Annotated in this window: 23 protein-coding genes; 19 read left to right on the top strand and 4 right to left on the bottom strand. The window is 62.3% G+C overall.

Annotation, left to right across the window (positions count from 1 at the left end; all coding sequences use genetic code 11):
- The first annotated feature begins 10 nt into the window (after positions 1–10).
- The 17 genes from BWP39_RS07350 to BWP39_RS07270 all read left to right on the top strand — a co-directional run bounded on the left by BWP39_RS07350 (position 11) and on the right by BWP39_RS07270 (position 18668).
- The gene (locus BWP39_RS07350) at positions 11–439 is read left to right on the top strand and encodes an HIT family protein (protein ID WP_091011015.1); all 429 of its coding nucleotides are present in this window, start codon (positions 11–13) and stop codon (positions 437–439) included.
- Positions 440–536: 97 nt separating this feature from the next.
- Positions 537–950, top strand: coding sequence for a gamma-butyrobetaine hydroxylase-like domain-containing protein (locus tag BWP39_RS07345; protein ID WP_096718218.1), 414 nt, complete (start codon positions 537–539; stop codon positions 948–950).
- Positions 951–1018: 68 nt separating this feature from the next.
- On the top strand, positions 1019–1750 hold the full coding sequence (ubiE, locus tag BWP39_RS07340) for a bifunctional demethylmenaquinone methyltransferase/2-methoxy-6-polyprenyl-1,4-benzoquinol methylase UbiE (RefSeq protein ID WP_091011017.1): 732 nt from the start codon (positions 1019–1021) through the stop codon (positions 1748–1750).
- A gap of 35 nt (positions 1751–1785) precedes the next feature.
- Positions 1786–2775, top strand: a complete 990-nt coding sequence (locus BWP39_RS07335; RefSeq protein ID WP_096718216.1) for a Tim44 domain-containing protein — start codon at positions 1786–1788, stop codon at positions 2773–2775.
- 135 nt (positions 2776–2910) lie between these two features.
- Positions 2911–3555 (top strand): ubiquinone biosynthesis accessory factor UbiJ, encoded by a 645-nt coding sequence (locus BWP39_RS07330; RefSeq protein WP_096718214.1) that lies wholly within the window; start codon positions 2911–2913, stop codon positions 3553–3555.
- Between the two features lie 14 nt (positions 3556–3569).
- Positions 3570–5147, top strand: coding sequence for a ubiquinone biosynthesis regulatory protein kinase UbiB (gene ubiB, locus BWP39_RS07325; protein ID WP_096718212.1), 1578 nt, complete (start codon positions 3570–3572; stop codon positions 5145–5147).
- Between the two features lie 30 nt (positions 5148–5177).
- Positions 5178–5810 carry a methyltransferase domain-containing protein gene (locus tag BWP39_RS07320; RefSeq protein ID WP_096718210.1) on the top strand — a complete coding sequence of 211 codons (633 nt, stop codon included), beginning with the start codon at positions 5178–5180 and terminating at the stop codon, positions 5808–5810.
- A 154-nt stretch (positions 5811–5964) separates the two neighbouring features.
- Positions 5965–6375, top strand: coding sequence for an FmdB family zinc ribbon protein (locus BWP39_RS07315; RefSeq protein ID WP_096718208.1), 411 nt, complete (start codon positions 5965–5967; stop codon positions 6373–6375).
- 69 nt (positions 6376–6444) lie between these two features.
- Positions 6445–7104, top strand: a complete 660-nt coding sequence (locus tag BWP39_RS07310) for a DUF502 domain-containing protein (protein WP_096718206.1) — start codon at positions 6445–6447, stop codon at positions 7102–7104.
- Positions 7105–7167: 63 nt separating this feature from the next.
- Positions 7168–8970 carry an aspartate--tRNA ligase gene (gene aspS / locus BWP39_RS07305; protein WP_096718204.1) on the top strand — a complete coding sequence of 601 codons (1803 nt, stop codon included), beginning with the start codon at positions 7168–7170 and terminating at the stop codon, positions 8968–8970.
- A gap of 101 nt (positions 8971–9071) precedes the next feature.
- Positions 9072–9596, top strand: coding sequence for a dihydroneopterin triphosphate diphosphatase (nudB, locus tag BWP39_RS07300; RefSeq protein ID WP_096718202.1), 525 nt, complete (start codon positions 9072–9074; stop codon positions 9594–9596).
- A complete protein-coding gene (gene clsB / locus BWP39_RS07295) occupies positions 9593–10864 on the top strand; it encodes a cardiolipin synthase ClsB (RefSeq protein WP_096718200.1) in 1272 nt (423 codons plus the stop codon). Before nudB ends, clsB begins: the two co-directional genes overlap by 4 nt.
- 207 nt (positions 10865–11071) lie before the next feature.
- A complete protein-coding gene (locus BWP39_RS07290) occupies positions 11072–11671 on the top strand; it encodes a TetR/AcrR family transcriptional regulator (protein ID WP_096718198.1) in 600 nt (199 codons plus the stop codon).
- A gap of 103 nt (positions 11672–11774) precedes the next feature.
- Positions 11775–13562, top strand: a complete 1788-nt coding sequence (locus BWP39_RS07285; RefSeq protein WP_096718196.1) for an acyl-CoA dehydrogenase C-terminal domain-containing protein — start codon at positions 11775–11777, stop codon at positions 13560–13562.
- A 207-nt stretch (positions 13563–13769) separates the two neighbouring features.
- Complete coding sequence (locus tag BWP39_RS07280; RefSeq protein ID WP_096718194.1) at positions 13770–16205, top strand: 3-hydroxyacyl-CoA dehydrogenase/enoyl-CoA hydratase family protein; 2436 nt, start codon at positions 13770–13772, stop codon at positions 16203–16205.
- Between the two features lie 89 nt (positions 16206–16294).
- Positions 16295–17497 (top strand): acetyl-CoA C-acyltransferase, encoded by a 1203-nt coding sequence (locus tag BWP39_RS07275; protein WP_096718192.1) that lies wholly within the window; start codon positions 16295–16297, stop codon positions 17495–17497.
- Between the two features lie 406 nt (positions 17498–17903).
- Positions 17904–18668, top strand: a complete 765-nt coding sequence (locus tag BWP39_RS07270; RefSeq protein ID WP_096718190.1) for an enoyl-CoA hydratase — start codon at positions 17904–17906, stop codon at positions 18666–18668.
- Positions 18669–18715: 47 nt separating this feature from the next.
- On the opposite strand, the gene fdhD is transcribed toward BWP39_RS07270, so the two are convergent.
- Positions 18716–19537, bottom strand: coding sequence for a formate dehydrogenase accessory sulfurtransferase FdhD (gene fdhD / locus BWP39_RS07265; protein ID WP_096718188.1), 822 nt, complete (start codon positions 19535–19537; stop codon positions 18716–18718).
- A 160-nt stretch (positions 19538–19697) separates the two neighbouring features.
- Here fdhD and BWP39_RS07260 point away from each other — a divergent pair, with 160 nt between their 5' ends.
- Positions 19698–20177: a nitrate reductase associated protein gene (locus BWP39_RS07260; RefSeq protein WP_096718186.1), complete on the top strand. Its 480-nt coding sequence runs from the start codon at positions 19698–19700 to the stop codon at positions 20175–20177.
- A 25-nt stretch (positions 20178–20202) separates the two neighbouring features.
- Here the strand turns inward: BWP39_RS07260 and BWP39_RS07255 are convergent, their stop codons facing one another.
- Entirely contained in the window at positions 20203–20607 is a 405-nt protein-coding gene (locus BWP39_RS07255; protein ID WP_091011034.1) for an acyl-CoA thioesterase, read from the bottom strand.
- A gap of 254 nt (positions 20608–20861) precedes the next feature.
- Here BWP39_RS07255 and BWP39_RS07250 point away from each other — a divergent pair, with 254 nt between their 5' ends.
- On the top strand, positions 20862–22754 hold the full coding sequence (locus BWP39_RS07250; protein ID WP_096718184.1) for an ABCB family ABC transporter ATP-binding protein/permease: 1893 nt from the start codon (positions 20862–20864) through the stop codon (positions 22752–22754).
- Between the two features lie 49 nt (positions 22755–22803).
- Here the strand turns inward: BWP39_RS07250 and murU are convergent, their stop codons facing one another.
- Positions 22804–23520: an N-acetylmuramate alpha-1-phosphate uridylyltransferase MurU gene (gene murU, locus BWP39_RS07245; RefSeq protein WP_096718647.1), complete on the bottom strand. Its 717-nt coding sequence runs from the start codon at positions 23518–23520 to the stop codon at positions 22804–22806.
- Between the two features lie 16 nt (positions 23521–23536).
- The gene (locus BWP39_RS07240; RefSeq protein WP_096718182.1) at positions 23537–24592 is read right to left on the bottom strand and encodes an aminoglycoside phosphotransferase family protein; all 1056 of its coding nucleotides are present in this window, start codon (positions 24590–24592) and stop codon (positions 23537–23539) included.
- Between the last annotated feature and the right edge of the window lie 105 nt (positions 24593–24697).

Raw genomic sequence — 24697 nt, 5'->3', positions numbered from 1 at the left:
GAGGACGACCATGGACTGTATTTTCTGCCGCGAAGATGGCGGCGATGTGCTGTGGAAGGACGACACGCTGCGTGTCGTCCTCGCCGACGAGCAGGACTACCCGGGCTTTTGCCGGGTGATCTGGGGCGCGCACGTCGCCGAGTTTTCCGATCTTTCCGCCGCCGAACGCGACCGTGTGATGCGCGCGGTCTATGCGGTCGAACGTGCGATGCGGCGCGTGCTGCAACCGGTCAAGGTGAATCTCGCGAGCCTCGGCAACCAGGTGCCGCACGTGCACTGGCATGTGATTCCGCGCTTTTCCAACGACGCCCACTTCCCGCTACCGATCTGGGCGCCGCGCCAGCGCACGGTGTCGGAGGCGCTGCTGGCGTCGCGCCGCGCTCAGGCCACGCTGCTGCGCGACGCGGTACGCAGCGAAATCGAACTTGCTCTAGCGTGAGCGGATTGAGCGCTCCCCAAATCTGTCGCTTCGCGCCAGCCTCCCGAGGGAGTGAGAAAACCCCGGGGTGGCCCGGCGTTTTTCTTACGAGGCCAATATGAGTGGATTGACTCCTGACACGCCGGTGCCAACCGGCGTCGTCGTGCATGCGGTGTCACGCGTGCTGGAACTGCAGTACGCGGACGGCGCGAGCTACCGCGTTCCGTTCGAACTGCTGCGCGTGTATTCGCCGTCCGCCGAGGTACGCGGCCACGGGCCTGGCCAGGAAACGCTGCAGACCGGCAAGCGCGACGTTACGATCACCGCGCTCGAGGGTGTCGGCAATTACGCATTGCAGCCGACTTTCTCCGACGGGCATTCGACGGGGCTTTATTCGTGGGATCTGCTGTACGACCTTGCAGTTCGTCAGGATGAACTCTGGGCCGGATACCTCGCCAAACTGAAAGCGGCCGGTGTCGACCGCGACGCACCGATGGCCGCGCCGGCCGCAGCACACGGCCACCGTCACTGATACGATCCAGCCTGACTGCCGCGACGATGCGGCGCAACAATCGAGAATACGCGAAAGGAACGAGCGCGATGAGCAAAACCCACTTCGGCTTCCAGACAGTCGACGAACAGGACAAGGCGAAGAAGGTGGCGGGCGTGTTCCACTCCGTCGCCTCCAACTACGACCTGATGAACGACCTGATGTCGGGCGGACTGCACCGGGCGTGGAAGGCTTTCACGATCTCGCAGGCGGCGGTACGGCCGGGTTTCCGGGTACTCGACATTGCCGGCGGTACGGGCGATCTGTCGAAGGCGTTCGCAAAACAGGCCGGCCCGACCGGCGAGGTCTGGCTCACCGATATCAACGAATCGATGCTGCGCGTTGGCCGCGACCGGTTGCTCGACAAGGGCGTGATCACCCCGGCGCTGTTGTGCGACGCAGAAAAAATTCCGTTCCCGGACAACTACTTCGACGTGGTCACCGTGGCGTTCGGGTTGCGCAACATGACGCATAAAGACGGCGCGCTCGCGGAAATGCAGCGCGTGCTGAAACCGGCGGGTCGCCTGCTGGTGCTGGAATTCTCGAAAGTGTGGGACCCGCTCAAGAAGGCTTACGACGTCTATTCGTTCAAGGTGCTGCCGTGGCTCGGCGAGCGCTTCGCGAAGGACGCCGAGAGCTACCGCTACCTGGCGGAATCGATCCGGATGCACCCGGACCAGGAAACTTTGAAGACGATGATGGAACAAGCTGGCCTCGATGGCGTCAAATATTACAATTTGTCAGCTGGCGTGGTAGCCTTACACGTGGGGACAAAGTATTAGCACCCGCAACCCATTGTCTTAAAAGGATTTTTATCATGTCTGACGCGCGTTCGTTACCTTCCAAAAAGCTTTCATCATCGTGGGCGAAGCGAATCGGTATGTTCGCGATGGTCGGTCTGATCGTCGCAGGCACGTTTGCTTCGCTCGACGCCGAGGCGCGCCGCATGGGCGGCAGCCGCAGTATCGGCCGCCAGTCGTCGACGGTTACGCAGCGTCAGGCGACGCCGCCTGCGCAGCCCGGCCAGCCGATGCAGCAGTCGGGGCAGGCCGCCCAGGCACAGCGCGGCGCCCAACCCACACCGGCCGCAGCGCCTAATCGTTCGCGCTGGCTCGGACCGATCGCCGGTCTCGCCGCAGGTCTTGGGATTGCCGCGTTGCTGTCCCATTTCGGTCTGGGCGAAGCGTTCGCCGGCGCCATGGCGAATTTCCTCGTGATCGCCGCGATCGCGATGCTGGCCATCTGGCTGATCCGCCGCTTTATGAATCGCAAGCGTGACAACGCAACGCCGGCCTACGCGGGCGGCGCGCCGTCGCTGAACGCGGGGGGCACCGGTTATACGCAGGAACCGCGCTATAACGCGCCGGTGCAGCAGATCGGCTCGTTCGGGACGCAGTCTGCCCCCGGCATTGCAACGGCCGCGGCCGTGCCGGCGGATTTCGATTCAGAGACGTTCCTGCGCAATGCGAAGGTCTATTTCGTACGACTGCAGGCAGCATGGGATAGCGGCAACATGGCCGATATCCGCGAATTCACCACGCCCGAAATGTTTGCCGAGGTGAAGGTGGATCTGGATTCGCGCGGTTCGCAGGCAAACCAGACCGATGTGGTCCAGTTGAACGCCGATCTGCTCGGCGTCGAAGAGCGCAGCGACGAATATTTCGCCAGCGTGCGTTTCTCGGGGCTGATTCGCGAGACGCCGGGTGCCGCCGCCGAGTCGTTCGTCGAGGTGTGGAACCTGTCGAAGTCGACGCGTTCTGGCGAAGGCTGGTTGCTCGCGGGCATCCAGCAGGTCGCCGAGCATTGATGCCTGGCCGCTGAAGCTTGCCCACTGAAGCGGGTCCGTCCGGCCGTTTGGCATAGCAAGGCTGAAAGCGAACGGACGTTACAATAGGAACCCGCGCTGGCACATCGCTGGCGCGGGTTTTTCTTTCCACTGCCGATGACCCTCGCCGCCAAGCCCTTCGCTGCTGCCGTCAACCATCTACTCGCCCGTGAATCGTGGGCTCGCGAGCGCCTCGCTCCTTATGCCGGCAAGACTGCCCGGCTGTCCTGTCCACCCGTCTCGATGATCCTGCTGGTTCAGCCGGACGGCTATCTCGTCGCCGTCGACGAAAGCGAAGCGCAACAGTTCGACGTCTCGGTGACGGTGGCTGGCGATGCATTGCCGGCTTTCGTCCAGGGTGGTCAGGCCGCGGTGATGAAGCACGTGAAGATCGAGGGCGACGCGGAGTTCGCCACTGCGATTGCGAAGCTGGCCGAGCATCTGCGTTGGGAGCCGGAAGAAGATCTGGCCCGGTTGATCGGCGATGGCCCGGCATGGCGCGTCGCGACGTTGGCGCGCTCGGTGGGCGATCATGCGCTGCGTACGGGACGCAACCTCGTCGATTCGGTGGCGGAATATCTGCTCGATGAACAGCCGCAACTGGTCCGGCGCGCTGCGCTCGACGATTTCAACGCCGAACTCGCGCGCACCCGCGACACGCTGGCAAGAGCCGAGAAGCGTGTTGAGCGTCTGGAACAGAAGGTCGAAGCCCACGGCGCGTCTGCGCCGGGCGGCGCCGCCACGTCGCGCGGCACGCGCTAGTCATCGGGCTCACCATGCGTTTTCTGCGTTTCCTCAAGATATTTTTTACGGTCATCCGCTTCGGTCTCGACGAGATGATGCTGAGCCGCGTCAACGACCGCCGCGTGCGATTGCTGCTGCGGGTGACGACGATCGGCCGGCACTTCGATGAGCCACGCGGTGTGCGGCTGCGTCTGGCGCTCGAAAGTCTCGGGCCGATCTTCGTGAAGTTCGGGCAGGTGCTGTCGACACGGCGTGACCTGCTGCCGGTCGACATCGCCAACGAACTCGCCAAGTTGCAGGACCAGGTCCCGCCGTTCGATTCCGATGTGGCGATCGGTCTGGTCGAGAAATCGCTCGGCGCACCGGTCAACGTGTTGTTCGACGAATTCGAACGGACGCCGGTGGCGAGCGCGTCAATCGCGCAGGTTCATTTTGCGAAGGTGAAAGCGGGCCAGCACGCGGGCAAGCCGGTCGCCGTGAAAGTACTGCGTCCGAACATGCTTCCCGTGATCGATTCCGATCTGGCGCTGCTGCGCGACATCGCGATCTGGGCCGAACGTCTGTGGGCCGACGGCAAGCGGCTCAAACCGCGCGAAGTCGTCGCGGAGTTCGACAAGTACCTGCACGACGAACTCGACCTGATGCGCGAGGCGGCCAACGGCAGCCAGTTGCGGCGCAACTTCGCGGGGCTCGATCTGCTGCTCGTGCCAGAGATGTACTGGGAGTTTTGCACGCCCACCGTACTCGTCATGGAGCGCATGGTCGGCGTGCCGATCAGCCAGATCGAGACGCTGCGCGCGGCGGGTGTCGACATTCCGAAGCTCGCGCGCGAAGGCGTCGAGATCTTCTTCACCCAGGTGTTCCGCGACGGTTTCTTCCATGCGGACATGCACCCCGGCAACATCCAGGTCAGTCTCGACCCGGCGCATTTCGGGCGTTATATCGCGCTCGATTTCGGCATCATCGGTGCGCTGTCGGACTTCGACAAGAACTACCTCGCACAGAACTTCCTCGCGTTCTTCAAGCGCGACTATCACCGGGTGGCAACGCTGCATCTGGAGTCCGGCTGGGTGCCGCCCACTACACGCGTCGAAGAACTGGAAAGCGCGATCCGCGCGGTCTGCGAGCCTTACTTCGATCGGGCGTTGAAGGACATTTCGCTGGGGCAGGTGTTGATGCGGCTCTTCTCCACGTCGCGCCGCTTCAACGTCGAGATCCAGCCGCAACTGGTGTTGCTGCAGAAGACCATGCTTAACGTCGAAGGGCTCGGCCGCTCGCTCGACCCCGAACTCGACCTGTGGAAGACCGCGAAGCCGTATCTCGAACGCTGGATGAACGAGCAGATCGGTCTGCGCGGCTGGTACGAACGTCTGAAGATCGAAGCGCCGCAATGGAGCAAGACGCTGCCGCAGTTGCCGCGCCTGATCCACCACATGCTGGCCGAACGTCACGAAGCCCAGCGCGGCCCGAACGACGACATGGTCCGACAGATCCTGCTCGAGCAGAAGCGCACGAACCGGTTGCTGCAGGGCTTGCTGATCTTCGGTATTGCGGTGGGTGTCGGCGCGGTGCTGGCGCGCACCTGGATGGCATTGGCCTATGGCGGTTGATGTGATCGCCGGATTCGACGGAGCCCGCTCATGACCGAACCCTCTCGCCCGAACGTGCCCGCTTTCGCTACACGCGATCCCAATTCACCCGATTTCTGGGACGAGCGCTTCGAACACGGCTTTACGCCCTGGGACCAGGCGGGGGTGCCGGCCGCGTTCCAGTCGTTCGCTACCCGGAACGCCGACGCGGCCGTGCTGATTCCCGGCTGCGGCAGCGCCTGGGAAGCGCTGTGGCTCGCGAGCCGCGGCCAGCAGGTACGCGCCATCGATTTCGCGCCGGCCGCCGTCGATGCGGCGCGCGCGCAGCTTGGCACACATGGGAATGTCGTCGAGCAGGCAGATTTCTTCGCGTACCAACCGCCGTTCACGCCGGGCTGGATTTACGAGCGCGCGTTTCTGTGCGCCTTACCGGTCGCGCGCCGAGCCGACTATGCGCAACAGATGGCCCATCTGATTCCGCCAGGCGGCTTTCTGGCAGGGTTTTTTTTCTTCGGCACAGAGCCCAAGGGACCGCCGTTCGGCATCGATCGTAGCGAGCTGGACGCATTGCTCGCGCCGCATTTCGAGCTGATCGAAGACGAACCGGTTACCGATTCGATCCCCATCTTCGCGGGCCGCGAGCGCTGGCTGACGTGGCGTCGCCGCGATTCCCGCCAGGCTTGATTGAATTTCCCCGTCGTCGCCCGCACTTGAGGCGGCAAGCGCCGCGCTGGCCGCGCGTTGATCATCCGCTCCCGAAAACCGGAGGCCGGTAGTCTTTTGCGGCTATAATTCAAGGCTTTGCAAGCGTTTTCAAGAATTCCGCAGGGAAAGAAACATGCCGATCTACGCTTATCGTTGCGAGTCATGCGGCTTTGCGAAGGATGTCCTTCAGAAGATGAGCGACGCGCCGCTGACTGACTGTCCCGAGTGCGGGAAATCCACCTTCCGCAAGCAGGTGACTGCCGCCGGCTTCCAGCTGAAAGGCTCGGGCTGGTACGTCACGGATTTCCGTGGCGGTAACACGGCGAAGACAAATGGAACGGCCACCGGCGCGAATGCCGCATCGGACGGCGATGCAGCCGCCGCGAAAGGCACCAGCGACAAGGCCGAGACGGGCGCGTCATCCAATGCTTCCGGGGCTTCCGAGGCATCGGGCGCATCCGCGAATACGGCAGCGGTGCCCGCTGCAGCACCGGTCGCCGCCGCAGCAAGCAGCGCGGGTAGCAAGGGCAGTGGCAGTACATAAGGCTTGCCGCCTTCGCGGCGGCATACATGCCGAACCCGGCCTCGCCGGGCAGGCTCTCTGGCGGTACACATGACGACGAAGAAAGCGACGCTCAAATCGGTGTTCCTGACCGGCCTGCTGGTGCTGGTGCCTCTCGCCATCACGCTGTGGGTGCTCGGCCTCATCATCGGTACGATGGACCAGACGCTGTTGCTGCTGCCCGAAGCGTGGCAGCCGGAGCGCGCGCTCGGCTTCCGTCTGCCTGGCCTCGGCGCGGTGCTGACGCTGGCGTTCATTTTCATCGTCGGACTGTTCACGCAGAACTTCATCGGCCAGAAGCTTGTGAAGTGGTGGGAATTGCTGGTGCGTCATATTCCGGTGGTCGGGCCGATCTATACGAGCGTCAAGCAGGTATCGGACACGCTGCTGTCCAGCAACGGCAACGCGTTCCGCAAGGCGCTGCTGATCGAATATCCGCGCAAAGGCTCGTACACGATCGCGTTTCTGACCGGTATCCCGGGTGGTGATGTCGTCAATCACCTGAAGGAAGAGCACGTCAGCGTGTATGTGCCGACCACGCCGAATCCGACGTCCGGTTTCTTCCTGATGTTGCCGAAGAGCGAAGTCGTCGAACTCGATATGACGGTCGACGCGGCGCTCAAGTACATCGTCTCGATGGGCGTGGTCGCACCGTCCGCGCCGCAGCCGGCGCAGGTGCGCCGCAGCAGCGTCATCGAGCCTCCGCTGTAATGCCGGCGCGCGCCGTTCGCGGATGCGCGCCGTTCAACTAATGCAAAACGAAAGACGAACATCATGTCGATGAGATCTGAATACTGCGGTCTGGTGACCGAACACCTGCTGGGCCAAACCGTGTCGCTGTGCGGCTGGGTGCAACGCCGGCGCGATCATGGCGGCGTCATCTTCATCGATCTGCGCGATCGCGAAGGTCTCGTCCAGGTCGTGTGCGATCCGGATCGTGCCGACATGTTCAAGACCGCCGAAGGCGTGCGCAACGAATTCTGCGTGCAGGTAAAGGGTCTCGTGCGCAACCGCCCGGAAGGCACCGCTAACGCGGGTCTCACGAGCGGCAAGATCGAAGTGCTGTGTCACGAGCTGACCGTGCTGAACGCGTCGGTTACGCCGCCGTTCCAGCTCGACGACGACAACCTGTCGGAAACCACGCGTCTCACGCACCGTGTGCTCGACCTGCGCCGTCCGCAGATGCAGCACAACCTGCGTCTGCGCTATCGCGTCGCGATGGAAGTGCGCAAGTATCTCGACGCGCTCGGGTTCGTCGATATCGAAACGCCGATGCTCACGAAGAGCACGCCGGAAGGCGCACGCGACTACCTCGTACCGTCGCGTACCAACCCGGGCCAGTTCTTCGCGTTGCCGCAGTCGCCGCAGCTCTTCAAGCAGCTGCTGATGGTCGCGAACTTCGATCGCTACTACCAGATCGTCAAGTGCTTCCGCGACGAAGACCTGCGCGCCGACCGTCAGCCGGAATTCACGCAGATCGACTGCGAAACCTCGTTCCTCGGCGAGCAGGAGATTCGCGATCTGTTCGAAGACATGACGCGTCACGTCTTCAAGGAAACGATCGGCGTCGAACTCGCGTCGACCTTCCCGGTGATGAAGTACTCGGAAGCGATGCAACGCTTCGGTTCGGACAAGCCGGACCTGCGCGTGAAGCTCGAATTCACCGAACTGACCGACGTCATGAAAGATGTCGACTTCAAGGTGTTCAGCACGCCGGCCAACACGAAGGACGGTCGCGTCGCGGCGCTGCGCGTGCCGAAGGGCAGCGAGCTTTCGCGTGGCGACATCGACAGCTACACGGAATTCGTGCGCATCTACGGTGCGAAGGGTCTCGCGTGGATCAAGGTCAACGAAGTCGCGAAGGGCCGTGACGGTCTGCAAAGCCCGATCGTGAAGAACCTGCACGATGCATCGATCGCCGCGATTCTCGAGCGCACCGGTGCAGCGGACGGCGACATCGTTTTCTTCGCCGCCGACCGCGCGAAAGTCGTCAACGACAGCCTCGGCGCACTGCGCCTGAAGATCGGTCATTCGGAATTCGGCAAGGCGAACGGCCTCGTCGAAACCGGCTGGCGGCCGCTGTGGGTGATCGACTTCCCGATGTTCGAATACGACGAAGAAGACAACCGCTACGTCGCTGCACATCACCCGTTCACATCGCCGAAGGACGAGCATCTCGAATATCTCGAAACCGACCCGGCGCGTTGCCTCGCGAAGGCTTACGACATCGTGCTGAACGGCTGGGAAATCGGCGGCGGCTCGGTGCGGATTCACCGCGAGGAAGTGCAGAGCAAGGTGTTCCGTGCGTTGAAGATCGGTCCGGATGAAGCGCGTGCGAAGTTCGGCTTCCTGCTCGACGCGCTGCAATACGGCGCGCCGCCGCACGGCGGGATCGCGTTTGGTCTCGACCGTATCGTCACGATGATGGCCGGCGCCGATTCGATCCGCGACGTAATCGCCTTCCCGAAGACGCAACGCGCGCAGGACCTGCTCACGCAGGCGCCGAGCGAAGTCGACGAGCGCCAGTTGAAAGAGTTGCACATCCGTCTGCGTCAGCCGGAGCAAAAGGCGCAATAAGCTTCGCTGACCGACAACGGCTTGCTAGATGGAACGGAAGAGGCGCTCATGCGCCTCTTCTGCTTTTTGCGTTACAGTCGCCGTAGCGTCCGCTGCCCGACATGCATCGTGCGTCCCACGTGTCCCGTCCGATCACCATGCCGAAACCGCCGAAGATTCCAGAATCCGTTCTTGTCGTCATCTACACGCCCGAACTCGATGTGCTGATCATCGAACGGGCGGACCATGGGGCCTTCTGGCAATCCGTGACCGGTTCGAAAGACAGCCTCGATGAACCGCTCGCACAGACGGCCGTGCGCGAAGTCGCAGAAGAGACCGGCATCGTGATCGGTAGCGACGAGGTGCCGCGCGGCGCGCTGCTCGACTGGCAGCATCAGATCGAATACGACATCTATCCGGTGTGGCGTCATCGCTATGCGGAGGGTGTCACGCGCAACACCGAGCACTGGTTCAGCCTGCGGGTGCCGTATTGCATGGACGTTACGCTCGCACCTCGCGAACACACCGCCTACCAGTGGCTGCCATATCAGGAGGCGGCCGCCCGCTGCTTCTCGCCGTCGAACCGCGAAGCGATCCTGCAACTACCCTGGCGGCTCTACGCGCGCCGCGACGAGCGTCAGCGATGAGCGCCGGCGGCGCGCGGCGTTTCGCGCGGCTTCGACATAGCCTGTTCAATCGACGCTACTGGTCGAAATACCGCTTCACCGCCGGCAACGATGTGCGGCTGTTCTGCTCCGGGGACGATTTCTTCGGTGCGCTGATCGCCCGCATCGACGCGGCGACCCGCGACGTCGCGCTCGAAACCTACATCTTCAGCGACGACGAAGCCGGTCTTGCTGTCGCGGATGCATTAAAGCGCGCTGCTTCGCGTGGTGTGCGGGTACGCGTCATCACCGACGGCATCGGCACCGCGCGCCTGCCGATGTTCAACGACTGGCCGCCGGCCGGCATCGAACACCGGATTTACAACCCGCATCTGTTCGGCCGCTTTGGTTTTTCGCGCACGCATCGCAAGCTGGCGACCGTCGACGACACCTACGCGTTCTGCGGCGGCATCAACATCGTCGACGACTTCGACCAGAACGGCACGCGTCTACCGTATTCGCGCTGGGACTTCGCGGTTGAGCTGCGCGGTCCGGTAGTCGCCGATGTACGCGATGCATTCGAACAGCAGTGGCAGCGAATTCGCAGCGGACATCGCACCGCGGAATCGCTGCGTCCCGACCTCACGCCTTCACCCGATGATCACCGCAGCCTGCGCCGCGCGCGCCTGCGCACCAGCAGTCATGCGCGGCGTCCGGATCTGCGCAGCGCGGCTGAGCCCTACGTGGCGTTCATCGCACGCGATAACCTGATCAATCGTCGCGCGATCGAGAAGGCGTACCTCACTGCAATCGGCCAGGCGCGCACCGAAGTGCTGCTCGCCAATCCGTACTTCATGCCCGGTCGCAAGCTGCGTCGTGCGCTGGTGTTCGCGGCGCGACGTGGCATCGATGTGCGGCTCGTAATTGGTCGCAAGGAATTTGCGGCGCTCGATTACGCGGTGCCGTTCCTGTACCGATCGCTGCTGAAAGCCGGCGTGAAGATCGCCGAATATGAAAAGACCATGCTGCACGGGAAGGTCGCGGTGGTCGACTCGAACTGGGCGACAGTCGGGTCATCGAATCTCGACGCATTGAGTCTCGTGCTCAACAACGAAGCGAATGTGATGCTGGTGCAACATAGGGAAATCGACGAATTGCGCAATGCAATTCTTTCGGCCTTCCGCGATGCGCGCCGTATCGACCTTGCGCGCTACGAGGCCCGCCCGGCGGGCGAACGGCTCATCAACTGGCTCGCTTACACGGCCTATCGGGCGGTCATGAAACTGCTCACCGTAGGTGGTTACGATTAGCACCACGCGCTGCTACATCGGTATCGAGCTGGCAGGGAAGGCAAACGGCTCTAAAAAATCGCTCAGTCCCCACTGGGCGTATGCCGCAGAATTGGAGTCCGGTTAGAAACCGGTTTCTAATAAAGTCCTTGTTTCGTGGGCGGTCGCACCCAATAATAGTACGGCCGTTCGATTTTATTTTGGTCATACCGGAACGGTAAAAGAGCTATGCGAAAAGGCGAACAAACGCGAGTAGCGATTCTCGATGCAGCACTCGATCTGGCAAGCCGCGACGGACTCGAAGGTCTGACGATTGGCTTGCTGGCCGAGCGCATGCAGATGAGCAAGAGCGGCGTGTTCGCGCATTTCGGGTCGCGTGAAGATCTGCAGGTTGAGGTCGTGCGCGAATATCACCGTCGTTTCGAAGACGAGGTGTTTTTCCCGAGTCTGCGCGAACCGCGCGGATTGCCGCGTCTACGCGCGATGCTGTCGCGCTGGATCGAAAAACGCATTCAGGAAGTCACCACCGGCTGCATCTATATCAGCGGTGCAGTCGAGTACGACGACCGCGCGGACAGCCAGGTGCGCGAGCAACTGGTGTTGAGCGTCACGATGTGGCGTGCCGCGATGATGCGGGCTATTTCGCAATCGATGGAAGAAGGGCATTTGCGCGCGGATACCGATCCGCAACTGATGCTCTTCGAACTGTACAGCTTCTCGCTCGGTCTACATCACGACGCGCGTTTCCTGCATCTGCCCGATGCGGTGCGTCTCACGTGGGCCGCGCTGGAAAAACTGATTATTTCGTATCAAAGCGAAAGTCGTTAGCGTAGCCGGCCCGGTCCATCGGGTTCGACGACGCCGGCAACCCCACACCCGGGGCTGCGCTGACAGCCGAGCTTAAGTCAACACCTTTGGATTGGAGAGAGTCATGGGACAGTACGCCGCGCCGCTGCGCGACATGCAATTCGTGTTGCACGAGTTGCTCAACGTCGAAGCCGAGATCAAGCAGATGCCGAAGCACGCGGATCTCGACGCGGACACGATCAACCAGGTACTCGAAGAAGCCGGCAAGTTCTGCTCCGAGGTGCTGTTCCCGCTCAACCAGAGCGGCGATCGCGAAGGCTGCACCTATGTGGGCGACGGCGTCGTCACCACGCCGAAGGGCTTCAAGGAAGCGTACCAGCAGTACGTCGAGGCAGGCTGGCCTGCGCTCGGTTGCGATCCGGAATACGGCGGTCAGGGGCTGCCCGCGTTCGTCAACAACGCGCTGTATGAAATGCTGAACTCGGCGAATCAGGCGTGGACGATGTACCCGGGTCTCTCGCACGGTGCATACGAATGCCTGCACGAGCACGGCACGCCCGATCAGCAGAAGGTCTATCTGCCGAAGCTCGTATCGGGTGTCTGGACCGGCACGATGTGCCTGACCGAACCGCACTGTGGCACCGACCTCGGCATCCTGCGTACCAAGGCCGAACCGAACGGCGACGGCTCGTACGCAATCAGCGGCACGAAAATCTTTATCTCGAGCGGCGAACACGATCTCGCGGAGAACATCGTTCACCTGGTGCTCGCGCGGCTGCCGGATGCGCCTCAAGGCACGAAGGGCATCTCGCTCTTCATCGTGCCGAAGTTCATTCCGAACGCAAGTGGCGAACCGGGCGAGCGCAACGGTGTGAAGTGCGGCTCGATCGAACACAAGATGGGCATTCACGCCAACGCAACCTGCGTGATCAATCTCGACAATGCGAAGGGCTGGCTGGTCGGTGAGCCGAACAAAGGCCTGAACGCGATGTTCGTGATGATGAATGCCGCGCGTCTGGGTGTCGGCATGCAAAGTCTCGGCCTCACCGAGATCGCCTATCAGAACTCGCTCGTGTACGCGAAGGAACGGCTGCAGATGCGTTCGCTGACCGGCCCGAAAGCACCCGAAAAAGCAGCGGACCCGATCATCGTGCATCCGGACGTGCGTCGCATGCTGCTCACGCAAAAAGCTTATGCAGAAGGCGCGCGCGCATTCTCGTACTGGTCTGCGCTGCACATCGACAAAGAGTTTTCGCATAGCGACGAAGCGGTCCGCAAGGAAGCCGCCGATCTCGTCGCGCTGCTCACGCCGATCCTGAAAGCGTTCCTGTCGGACAACGCGTTCGAAGGCACGAATCACGCGATGCAGATCTACGGCGGCCACGGCTTCATCACCGAATGGGGCATGGAGCAATACGTGCGCGACGCGCGGATCAACATGATCTACGAAGGCACGAACTCGATTCAATCGCTCGATCTGCTGGGCCGCAAGGTGCTTGGCGACATGGGCGCGAAGCTGAAGCGCTTCGGCAAGCTCGTCACCGATTTCGTCGAAGCCGAAGGCGTGAACCCGGCGATGCAGGAGTTCATCAATCCGCTCGCGGATATCGGCGACAAGGTGCAGAAGCTGACGATGGAAATCGGCATGAAGGCGATGCAGAACCAGGATGAGGTCGGCGCTGCCGCTGTGCCGTATCTGCGCACCGTTGGCCACCTGGTGTTCTCGTACTTCTGGGCACGCATGGCGCGCATCGCGCTCGACAAGCAGGCATCCGGCGATCCGTTCTACAAGGCGAAGCTTGCTACGGCGCGCTTCTATTTCGCCCGGCTGCTGCCTGAAACGGCATCGACGATCCGTGCGGCGCGCGCGGGTTCGAAGACGCTGATGGAAGTCGACGAAGCACTGTTTTAAGCGAACAGTGCGGGTGCCGCGCGTAGACCGCGCGGCGCCCGCTACAACTGCTAACGGTACTCGCTCGCAGCGCAACGCCGCGACGGCATCGCGAAACAACGACACATCGTAACGAACCACAGGTAGTCCGCTTCGACGCTCATCCGTAGCAGCAGCCGACCCGACCACCCAATCCGCTCCATTTGCAAATTCCGCTGGAGGAACGACGTGAGCAATCTGATCATTCGCAAGGTAGCCGTGCTCGGCGCCGGCGTGATGGGCGCGCAGATCGCTGCGCACCTGATCAACGCCAAGGTGCCGGTGCTCCTTTTCGATCTGCCGGCCAAAGAAGGCCCGAAGAACGCGATCGCGCTGAAGGCGATCGAGAATCTGAAGAAGCTGTCGCCGGCGCCGTTTGGCGTCAAGGACGACGCGCAGTACATCCAGCCCGCGAACTATGACGACGACATCGAGAAGCTCGCCGAATGCGACGTCGTGATCGAAGCGATCGCCGAACGGATGGACTGGAAGCACGACCTGTACAAGAAAGTGTCGCCGCATCTCGCGCCGAACGCGATCTTCGCGAGCAACACGTCGGGTCTGTCGATCACCGAACTGTCGCAAGGCTTTTCGGACGAACTGAAAGCGCGCTTTTGCGGCGTGCACTTCTTCAATCCGCCGCGCTACATGCATCTGGTCGAACTGATCCCGACCACGCACACGCGGCCCGAGATTCTCGATCAACTCGAAACCTTCCTGACGAGCGTCGTCGGCAAGGGTGTCGTACGGGCGAAAGACACACCGAACTTCATCGCTAACCGCGTCGGTATCTTCTCGATCCTCGCGGTGATCACCGAGGCCGCGAAATTCGGTCTGCGCTTCGACGAAGTCGACGATCTGACGGGCAGCCGTCTCGGTCGCGCAAAATCGGCGACGTTCCGCACCGCCGATGTGGTCGGCCTCGACACGATGGCCCACGTCATCAAGACGATGCAGGACAACCTCACCGACGATCCGTTCTTCCCGGTCTACGAGACGCCTGCCGTGCTCGCCGAACTCGTGAAGAAGGGCGCGCTTGGTCAGAAGACGGGTGGCGGCTTCTACAAGAAGGAAGGCAAAGCAATCAAGGTGCTCGATCCGAAGACCGGCACCTATGTCGACGGCGGCGCGAAGGCGGACGAACTGGTCGGCCGGATCCTCAAGCGTCCGGCGGCCGAGCGGCTGAAGCTGCTGCGCGAGTCGGAGCACCCACAGGCGCAGTTCCTGTGGTCGATCTTCCGCGACGTGTATCACTACATCGCCGTGCATCTGGAGTCGATCGCCGACAACGCACGCGACGTCGATCTCGCCATCCGCTGGGGCTTCGGCTGGAACGAAGGCCCGTTCGAAGGCTGGCAGACCGCCGGCTGGAAGCAGGTCGCCGAGTGGGTGCAGGAAGACATCTCGGCGGGCAAGGCGCTCGCGAACGTGCCGCTGCCTGCATGGGTGCTCGAAGGTGCGGTTGCGGAGAAGGGCGGTGTGCACAGCGCCGAAGGTTCGTGGTCGCCAGCTGCGAAGTCGTTCGTGCCGCGTTCGTCGCTATCGATCTACGATCGCCAGGTGTTCCGTGCACCGCTCGTTGGTGAGACGGGTGCCGATCCGAAGACCTACGGCAAGACGCAGTTCGAGACCGATCATGTTCGTGCATGGGTCGATGATCGTGCAGGCGAAGACGATGTGCTGATCGTGTCGTTCAAGAGCAAGATGAACACGATTGGTCCCGGTGTGATCGACGGTCTCACGCAGGCTATCGAACTCGCGGAGAAGGAGTTCAAGGGCCTCGTGGTGTGGCAACCGACTTCGCTGAAGCTCGGCACACCGGGCGGTCCGTTCTCAGCCGGTGCGAACCTCGAAGAGGCGATGCCCGCGTTCATGATGGGCGGCGCGAAAGGCATCGACCCGTTCGTGAAGAAATTCCAGCACGGCATGTTGCGCGTGAAATACGCGAATGTGCCGGTGATTGCCGCGGTGTCGGGTATTGCGCTCGGCGGTGGTTGCGAACTGGCGCTGCATAGCGCGAAGCGGGTTGCGCATATCGAGAGCTACTTCGGGCTCGTCGAAGTCGGCGTCGGTCTTGTGCCGGCCGGTGGCGGTTTAAAGGAAGCGGCGCTGCGCGCAGCCGAGGCGGCGAGCGCGGCCGGTGCGACGAACGATCTGCTGAAGTTCGTGCAGAAATCGTTTGAAAACGCGGCGATGGCGAAGGTTTCGTCGTCGGCACTCGATGCGCGTGCGATGGGTTATCTGAAGCCGACCGACACGATCGTCTTCAACGTGTTCGAACTGCTCGACATCGCGAAGAAAGAAGCGCGTGCGTTGTCCGCCGCGGGTTACCGTGCGCCGCTGCGCGTCACGCAGGTACCGGTGGCAGGGCGCTCGGCGATCTCGACGATCAAGGCATCGCTCGTCAACATGCGCGACGGCCGCTTCATCAGCGATCACGATTACCTGATCGCGAGCCGCATCGCGGAAGCGGTGTGCGGCGGCGATGTCGAAGCGGGTAGCCTCGTCGACGAAGAATGGTTGCTGACGCTCGAGCGCCGCGCCTTCGTGGATCTGCTCGGTACGCAGAAGACACAGGAACGGATCATGGGCATGCTGCAGACCGGTAAGCCGGTTCGCAACTGACCTGACTGAGCGAGCGAACAAAGCAACCCTACGCATGAGGTCGGAGTAAGTGCCAAGGCGCGAACTCCTGCTGACAAGGAGCTGATGACATGAGTAACAAACAAGTGCAGGACGCGTACATCGTCGCCGCCAGTCGCACGCCGATCGGCAAGGCGCCGCGCGGCATCTTCAAGAACACGCGCCCGGACGAACTGCTGGTGCACGCGATCCGCTCGGCGGTGGCGCAGGTGCCGGGTCTCGATACGAAGCTGATCGAAGACGCGATCATCGGTTGCGCGATTCCCGAAGGCGAGCAAGGGCTGAACGTCGCACGGATCGGCGCACTGCTGGCCGGCCTGCCGAACACGGTAGGCGGCGTGACGGTGAACCGCTTCTGCGCATCGGGCGTGACGGCGCTCGCGATGGCGGCCGATCGTATCCGCGTCGGCGAATCGGACGTGATGATCGCGGGCGGTTGCGAATCGATGAGCATGGTGCCGATGATGGGCAACAAGCCGTCGCTGTCGCCGCATATCTTCGAGCGCGACGAAAACGTCGGGATCGCCTACGGCATGGGTTTGACCGCCGAGCGCGTGGCCGAGCGCTGGAAAGTAAGCCGCGAGGCGCAGGACCAGTTCTCCGTCGAGTCGCATCGCAAGGCGCTTGCCGCCCAGCAGTCCGGCGAATTCAACGACGAAATCGCTGCGTTCATGCTGAACGAACGTTTCCCTGATCTCGCTAGCGGCGAAGTGAAGGTGAAGACGCGCGAGATCGCACTCGATGAAGGTCCGCGTCAGGATACGTCGCTCGAAGGTCTGGCGAAGCTGCGGCCGGTGTTCGCGAACAAGGGCTCGGTGACGGCGGGTAACAGCTCGCAGACGTCGGACGGTGCCGGTGCGCTGATCGTCGTGTCCGAGAAAATTCTCAAGCAGTTCAATTTGACGCCGCTTGCTCGGTTTGTGAGTTTTGCTGTGCGTGGGGTGCCGCCTGAAATTATGGGGATTGGGCCTAAGGAAGCCATTCCTGCCGCACTGAAGGCGGCTGGGTTGAAGCAGGATGATCTCGACTGGATCGAGCTCAATGAGGCGTTTGCTGCGCAGGCGCTGGCCGTGATTCAGGATCTGGGGCTTGATGTTTCCAAGGTTAATCCGCTGGGTGGGGCGATTGCTTTGGGGCATCCGTTGGGGGCTACTGGGGCTATTCGGGCTTCTACTGTTGTGCACGGGTTGCGGCGGCGGAATTTGAAGTATGGGATGGTGACGATGTGTGTGGGGACTGGGATGGGGGCTGCGGGGATTATCGAGAGGTTGTAGGGTTTTCGCTGCGCTCGGCTGGTGGTTTTTTGTTTGCCTGTGCAGGCGGCTTTTCTTTAGCGCCTCGCGGCGCAGGCGTTGCCCCTGTGCGGGGCGGCACTTCCTTTCTTTGCCGCGGCAAAGAAAGGAAGCAAAGAAAGCCGCTCGAGACGATAGCGGGTCATTTCCGTGTGTTGCCTTCGTGGCCCGCGCCTAAGTGTCGCCCTCGCACTGAAACGGTAGTGGTCCGAGACGAGATCATCCCGCGCACCTTCAGCGCTAGTGACAAGGCCGTCATTCATCCCGCTCGCACTACGTGCTCACGGTTGGGTGACCACTTCGGAAGGCAGCGAGCGGGTCGAGATCCAACAACTAGTCTGCCGCTGCGAAATGAATCAGCAAGAGTGAAGCGAACAGGAGATGTGACGTGGAAATCAAGACTGAACGTACCAACGGTGTGATGACAATCACACTCAATCGCCCCGAAAAGAAAAACGCAATCACGGCGGCGATGTACCAGACCATGGCCGACGCACTCGTCGATGCGCAAGCCGATACATCGGTGCGAGCCATCCTGTTTCGCGGTAGCCCCGGCATCTTCAGCGCCGGCAATGATCTCGAAGACTTCATGAAGGCGCCGCCCATTGGCGAAGAAGCGCCCGTGTTCCAGTTCCTGCGCGCAATCAGCTCGGCGGAAAAGCCGATCGTCGCGTCTGTTGCTGGCACCGCAGTCGGGATCGGTACGACGCTATTGCTCCATTGCGATCTCGTTTATGCAGCCGACTCCGCTAACTTCTCGCTGCCGTTCGCGCAGCTCGGCCTGTGCCCGGAAGCCGCATCGACGTTACTCCTGCAACGCGTCGCCGGTTATCAGGGCGCCGCCGAGAAGCTGCTGCTTGGTGAGCCCTTCGATGCGCACGAAGCGCAACGCATGGGCTTCGTCAACCGGCTGTTGCCGGCCGCCGAAGTCGATGCGTTTGCTTTCGCTCAAGCGGAAAAGCTGGCGGCACTGCCGGCGTCGTCGCTACGTGTGACGAAGTCACTGATGAAGCGCGCGAGTCAACAAGAACTGCGCACGCAGATGTCGGAAGAAGGTACGCACTTCAGCAAGATGTTGATCGCTCCCGAAGCGCGCGAAGCATTCAAGGCGTTTTTCGAAAAGCGCAAACCGGATTTTCGTCAGTTCGATTGATGGTGCAGCGGATGGGCACGATTGATGTGCCCACCCTACGAAACCCATCAAACCGTCCCGTAATCGACGTAACTCGTCTCGCGGCAGAAACTCACAAGTCGCACACCGGCCCGCTGCGCAATCGTGATCGCCAGCGACGACGGCGCCGAAATCGTCGCCACCATCGGTATGCCGACGCGCGCCGCCTTGCGCACCAGTTCGTAACTCGCCCGGCTCGACAGAAAAACGAAACCGTCCTGTGTGTCGGTGCGATCGAGTACGAGCTGGCCAATCAGCTTGTCGAGCGCATTGTGACGACCAACATCTTCGAAGGCATAGCGGATCGCACCTGATGCATCGCACCACGCGGCCGCGTGCAGGCCACCCGTCAAACGCGTCAGCGCCTGGTGTGCAGGCAGGTCGCGCGCGGCGCGGGCGATCGCGTCCGGTGCAAGTCGTTGCAGGAAGCCAGTGTCGGGCACGCGCTCGGGTTGCAGATCGAGCAGGTCGATGCTCTCGACCCCGCACACGCCGCAGCCAGTGCGTCCCGCGAGCGCGCGGCGCCGTTCCTTCAGCGCCGCGAACGCCTGCTGCACGACGGTCAGCTGGATCTCGGCATGCGGCAGATCGCCGTCGTGCAATTCCACCTCGATGTCCTGAATGTCGCTGCTGCGCGCGACGATCCCTTCCGAAATCGAAAAGCCGACCGCGAACGCTTCGAGGTCGCGCGGCGTGCACATCATCACCGCATGCGAAATACCGTTGAACACCAGCGCGACCGGCCATTCCTGACCAACTTGGTCGGTCAGCGCTTCGCTCGTGTCGCCGCGCTGCCGGCGCACCTGTTGCGCGATGGCGCCCGGTTGCTCGGCGCCTTCTAGTGGGTTCAAGCGTGTTCTCCTTACGTCCTTGACGCAGCGCCCTGACACGCGCCGTCGTGTTGCGGCGCGGTCGTGCTGCGCGAATCAGGATCAAAAAAGGATCAAAATAAGGTTCTAAAATACCTCAAGCGGGCATCGCGCGTCGTCCGCGGCCAACGAGGGTACTGCCATGGGACTCAACGAAGCACCTCTTCTGTTCGACTTCGAAACGCAATCGTCGGAGAACCTCACCTTCATTCCAATGGTCGTGCGCTTCAATCTCGACCGCTTCGGGCTGCGCATTTCGCTCGTTCAATGGCAGTTGCTGCCGCACGAGGACCGTAAGCTGCTGGCGCGTTTTCCAGTCAACGATGACGCCTCGATCGAGCCGAATTTCGATCATGCGCTCTTCGAAATGCTGCGCACGCACGCGAATGTCGAGCCCGAGTGGTTCACGCCCGAAGATGCGCCCGCCTGGACCCGCACGGACACCGTGCCGGACGGCGTTGCAAGGCAGGCGAGTCTCGCCGGGCTACCGGCGCCGACACCCGAACAGTGGGCGCAGCTCGATCCGTTCAGACGTTATGTGCTTGCCAAGCTGTCGCGCAAGCCGGAGAGCAACCACGATTTCGTGCCCGCGATGAAGGAGTTCGGTCTCGTGGGCCGATAGTGCTGGTTTCTAGCGTTTGCCCGGGTCACTCAAGCGCAGGCAAAAGACGCGGACGCCGGTCACTGCCGGTGGCGACATACGTCAACGTCGCTTCGGTCACCTTGACGACCTCCTGCGCGAGGCTCAACCGCTGTGCGTACACTTCGACTTCGACCGTGATCGAGGTCTTGCCGGTCTTCACGATGTCGGCATAGAAGCTCAGCAGATCGCCGACGAACACCGGTTGCTTGAACACGAATGAATTCACCGCGATCGTCGCGACACGGCCGTTCGCACGGCGGCTGGAGGGAATCGATCCGGCGATGTCGACCTGCGCCATGATCCAGCCACCGAACACGTCGCCATGGACGTTCGCATCCGACGGTTGAGGTACGACGCGCAGCGCGCAGGATTTTTGTGGGAGTTGCATCGGATTGGCGGGAGTGGTCATCGGGCACCCTTGTCAGACGGTTAGGCTCGGCCAGCAGGCGGCGATTTCACGACAACGGTGGACAACGCGGTGAGCCCCGGTGTCCGGCCGGCTCGTGAAAAGCGGCGCCAGCCGGCTTCTGCGACAATAACAGCGATCAGGAATTGTACGGGAAAGCGGCGGGCCGGGCAGACCGGCCAAAAACCCCCGGTTGCACGCCGGCGCTGCATCTCCTGACCCAACCCACATACGCCCGTCCGTCCCAAGCCCATCTCATGCGCCGTTCCGCCGCTCCCTCCGACCCTGTGCCGATCTCCTCCTCGGCGCGCAACGACTGGCAGACGATCCTCTCGTTGATGCCATATCTCGCGACCTACAAGTGGCGCGTGATCATCGCGCTCAGTTGCCTGATCGGCGCGAAGGTGGCGAATCTCGGTGTGCCGATCGTGATGAAGCGGATCGTCGACGGTCTTGCGTCGGTGCAGCATCTCACCGCACTCGGCCGCGCGCAGCACGCGCCGGGCATCGTGCTGTTGAGCGGGGTCGGGCTGCTGGTGGTCGCCTATGCGATCGTGCGGCTGTCCACGTCGCTCTTCACCGAGCTGCGCGAAATCCTCTTTTCGAAAGTCACCGAAAGTGCCGTGCGGCAACTGGCGCTGAAAGTGTTCAGGCATCTGCATGCGCTGTCGCTGCGGTTCCATCTGGACCGGCAGACCGGCGGTATGTCGCGCGATATCGAACGCGGTACGCGAGGCATCACGCAACTCATTTCCTATTCGCTGTACAGCATTCTGCCGACGCTCGTCGAAGTCAGTCTCGTGCTCGGCTTTTTCGTCGTCAAGTACGAGGCGTACTACGCGGTCGTGACGTTCATCGCGCTGGCCGTGTATATCGTGTTCACGGTCAAGGTGACCGAGTGGCGCACGCATTTCCGGCGCACGATGAACGAACTCGATTCGCGCGCGAACTCGCGTGCGATCGACTCGCTGCTCAACTACGAAACGGTCAAGTACTTTGGCAACGAAGAGTGGGAAGCGCAGCGCTATGACGAGAACCTCAAGCGCTATCGCACGGCGGCGATCCGTTCGCAGAACTCGCTCTCGGCGCTGAACTTCGGCCAGCAGGCGATCATCGGGACCGGGCTCGTGTTTATCCTGTGGCGCGCGACCGAGGGCGTGATGGCAGGGCGCCTCACGCTCGGCGATCTCGTGCTGATCAACACGTTCATGCTGCAACTCTACATTCCGCTGAATTTTCTCGGTGTGATCTATCGTGAGCTGAAGCAGAGTCTGACCGACATGGACCGCATGTTCTCGCTGCTCGGCGCGGCACGCGAAGTCCCCGATGCGCCCGATGCGCCGGCGCTTGCGGTGCGCGGAGCGCAGGTGCGTTTCGAGCATGTGAATTTCGCTTACGAGCCGGCTCGGCAGATTCTGCACGACGTCAGCTTCACGATTCCCGCGGGCACGACGACGGCGGTCGTCGGTCATAGCGGCTCCGGCAAGTCGACGCTCGCGCGGCTGATGTTCCGCTTCTACGATCTCGATCGTTCGACGGGCGGTGCGATTACGATCGACGGTCAGGATATCCGCGACGTCACACAGGATTCGCTGCGTGCATCGATCGGCATCGTGCCGCAGGACACCGTGCTGTTCAACGACACGATCTATTACAACATCGCCTACGGGCGACCCGAGGCGACGCGCGACGAAGTGATCGCAGCAGCGCGCGCGGCACATATTCACGACTTCATCGAGACGCTGCCGGCCGGTTACGACACGCCGGTCGGCGAGCGTGGCTTGAAACTGTCCGGTGGTGAGAAACAGCGTGTGGCGATTGCGCGTACGGTGTTGAAGAATCCGCCGATCCTGCTGTTCGACGAGGCGACGTCGGCGCTCGATTCGCGTTCTGAACGCGCAATCCAGCACGAACTCGATCAGATCGCCCGCGAGCGCACGACGCTGATCATCGCGCACCGGCTATCGACGGTGGTGCATGCCGAGCAGATCATCGTGATGGACCGTGGGCGGATCGTCGAGCGCGGCACGCACGCGGAACTGCTGCGGGCGGATGGGCTTTTTGCGCAGATGTGGGCGTTGCAGCAGCAACGCGCGGCGCTGCCGGATGAGACGGCCGAGGCTGCGGTTGTGAATGGTGGTGAAGCGTGAAGTGAGTGAGGTGGGTGGCAGCGAGCGTTGTGAATGAGCCGGACAATCGTTAATGCCGCCCACGCAAATGCCGATCAAGCACATCTAGTTGCGCCGGCGTGCCGACGTTCTCCCACAATCCTTCATACAGTTCACCGCTCGCACGCTGCTGCAAGATCGTCTCGTGGTAATACGGCGTCAGCGCACGCCGGGTACCAGGCGCTAGATCGCGAAACATACGCGTGTCGTACAAACCGATGTTGCCAAACGTGTAACGCGACGCCGCATCAAGCGACAGCATTCCGTCTACGAGCCCAAAATCGCCCACAGGGTGGAACGGCGGGTTCGGCACCATGATCAGATGCATACCGGGATCCGGTAGCGCTGCGAGCCGCGATGCATGCATGCGTAGCGACGAATATTCGAAGTCCGCATAAACGTCGCCACTAACTGCAACGAACACACGCTCTTCCCCATCCTCCGCAAGCAGCGGCAGCGCCTGCGCGATACCACCCGCAGTTTCGAGCGCAGTAGATTCAGCGGAATAACGCAACTCGATCCCCCAACGCGAACCGTCACCAAGCGCCGCTTCGATCTGCTCACCGAGCCACGCATGATTGATCACGACGGTCGTAAAGCCGGCCTGCGCAAGCCGCTCGATCTGCCACACGATCAACGGCTTGCCACCCGCTTCGAGCAGCGGCTTCGGGCGAGTATCGGTAAGCGGGCGCATCCGGTCGCCGCGCCCGGCGGCGAAGATCATCGCAGTAGTCAGGGCAGGGTTCATCGACGCAGGCAGCCGGTCAGAACGTGTAGCCGACTTCGTCGGCACGGCCTTCAAGTTCATCGAGCAGCTTCGCGAACGGCCCGAGTGGCCGGTAGCGTTCGGCGACCTTGCGCGCATAACCGATGAAGCGCGGCAGGTCCGGCAGGTAGTGAGACTTGCCGTCGCGGTAGTAAATCCGGCAGAACAGCCCCAGCACCTTGATGTGCCGCTGCAAACCCATCCATTCGAGCTGCCGGTAGAACTCGCCGAAATCGGCATCGACGGGTAGACCCGCTTTTTTCGCGCGTTCCCAGTAATACGCGAAGCAGTCGAGTTCGAAGGCTTCGTCCCAGCTCAGAAACGCATCGCGCAGTAACGACGCGACGTCGTAGGTGATCGGGCCATACACGGCGTCCTGGAAATCGATGACGCCGGGGTTCGGCTGCGTGACCATCAGGTTGCGCGGCATGAAATCGCGCAGCATGAACACCTGCGGCTGCGCCCGCGCGCTTGCAACCAGCAGCGCAAACGTCCGGTCGAGCACGCCGCGCATCGTCTCGTCGACCTCGCGACCCAGATGCCGGCCAACGAACCACTCTGGCATCAACTCCATCTCGCGGCGCAGGAACGCTTCATCGAATGGCGGCAGCACGTCTTCGCGCGACGCGAGCTGCCAGCGGATCAAGGTATCGAGCGCGTCGCGCATCAGCGGGCGGGCGTTGGTGTCGTTGAACGCGCGCAGATACAGCTCGGTACCGAGGTCGGTGACGAGCATGAAACCCGCATCGAAGTCGCTTTCGAGCACGCGCGGTACGTGGACGCCCGCGACCTCCAGCAGACCCGCGACCTGCACGAACTCGCGGCATTTTTCCGGCGGCGGGGCATCGACGGCGATCAGCGTCGTGGCCGCAGCGCCTTCGCCAGCCGTGCCGGTCAGCCGGAAATAGCGGCGAAAACTCGCATCGGCGGAGGCGGGAACCAGCGTGGCAAGATCGAGGCTGTAGCGCTCGCCATGGCTGCGCAACCACGTGCGTAGCTGCTCGAGGCGGGTGTCGGGGGCGTCGGAAGGGGAGGGAGCAGCGTTCTGCGTCATGAAAACCGGGGGAGAAATCGGGGTGGCAACCGTCTTGCCATATAATACCCCACGACTTTTTTGACGCGGCTCGCGTCGGCTTTGCCTGGACGTTCGACTGCCCGC

It is taken from the genome of Paraburkholderia acidicola (assembly GCF_002362315.1).
In the GTDB taxonomy this organism is placed as follows: Bacteria; Pseudomonadota; Gammaproteobacteria; order Burkholderiales; family Burkholderiaceae; genus Paraburkholderia; species Paraburkholderia acidicola.
Note: the sequence above shows the minus strand (reverse complement) of the source record. Positions and strands in the feature narration are given on the sequence as shown.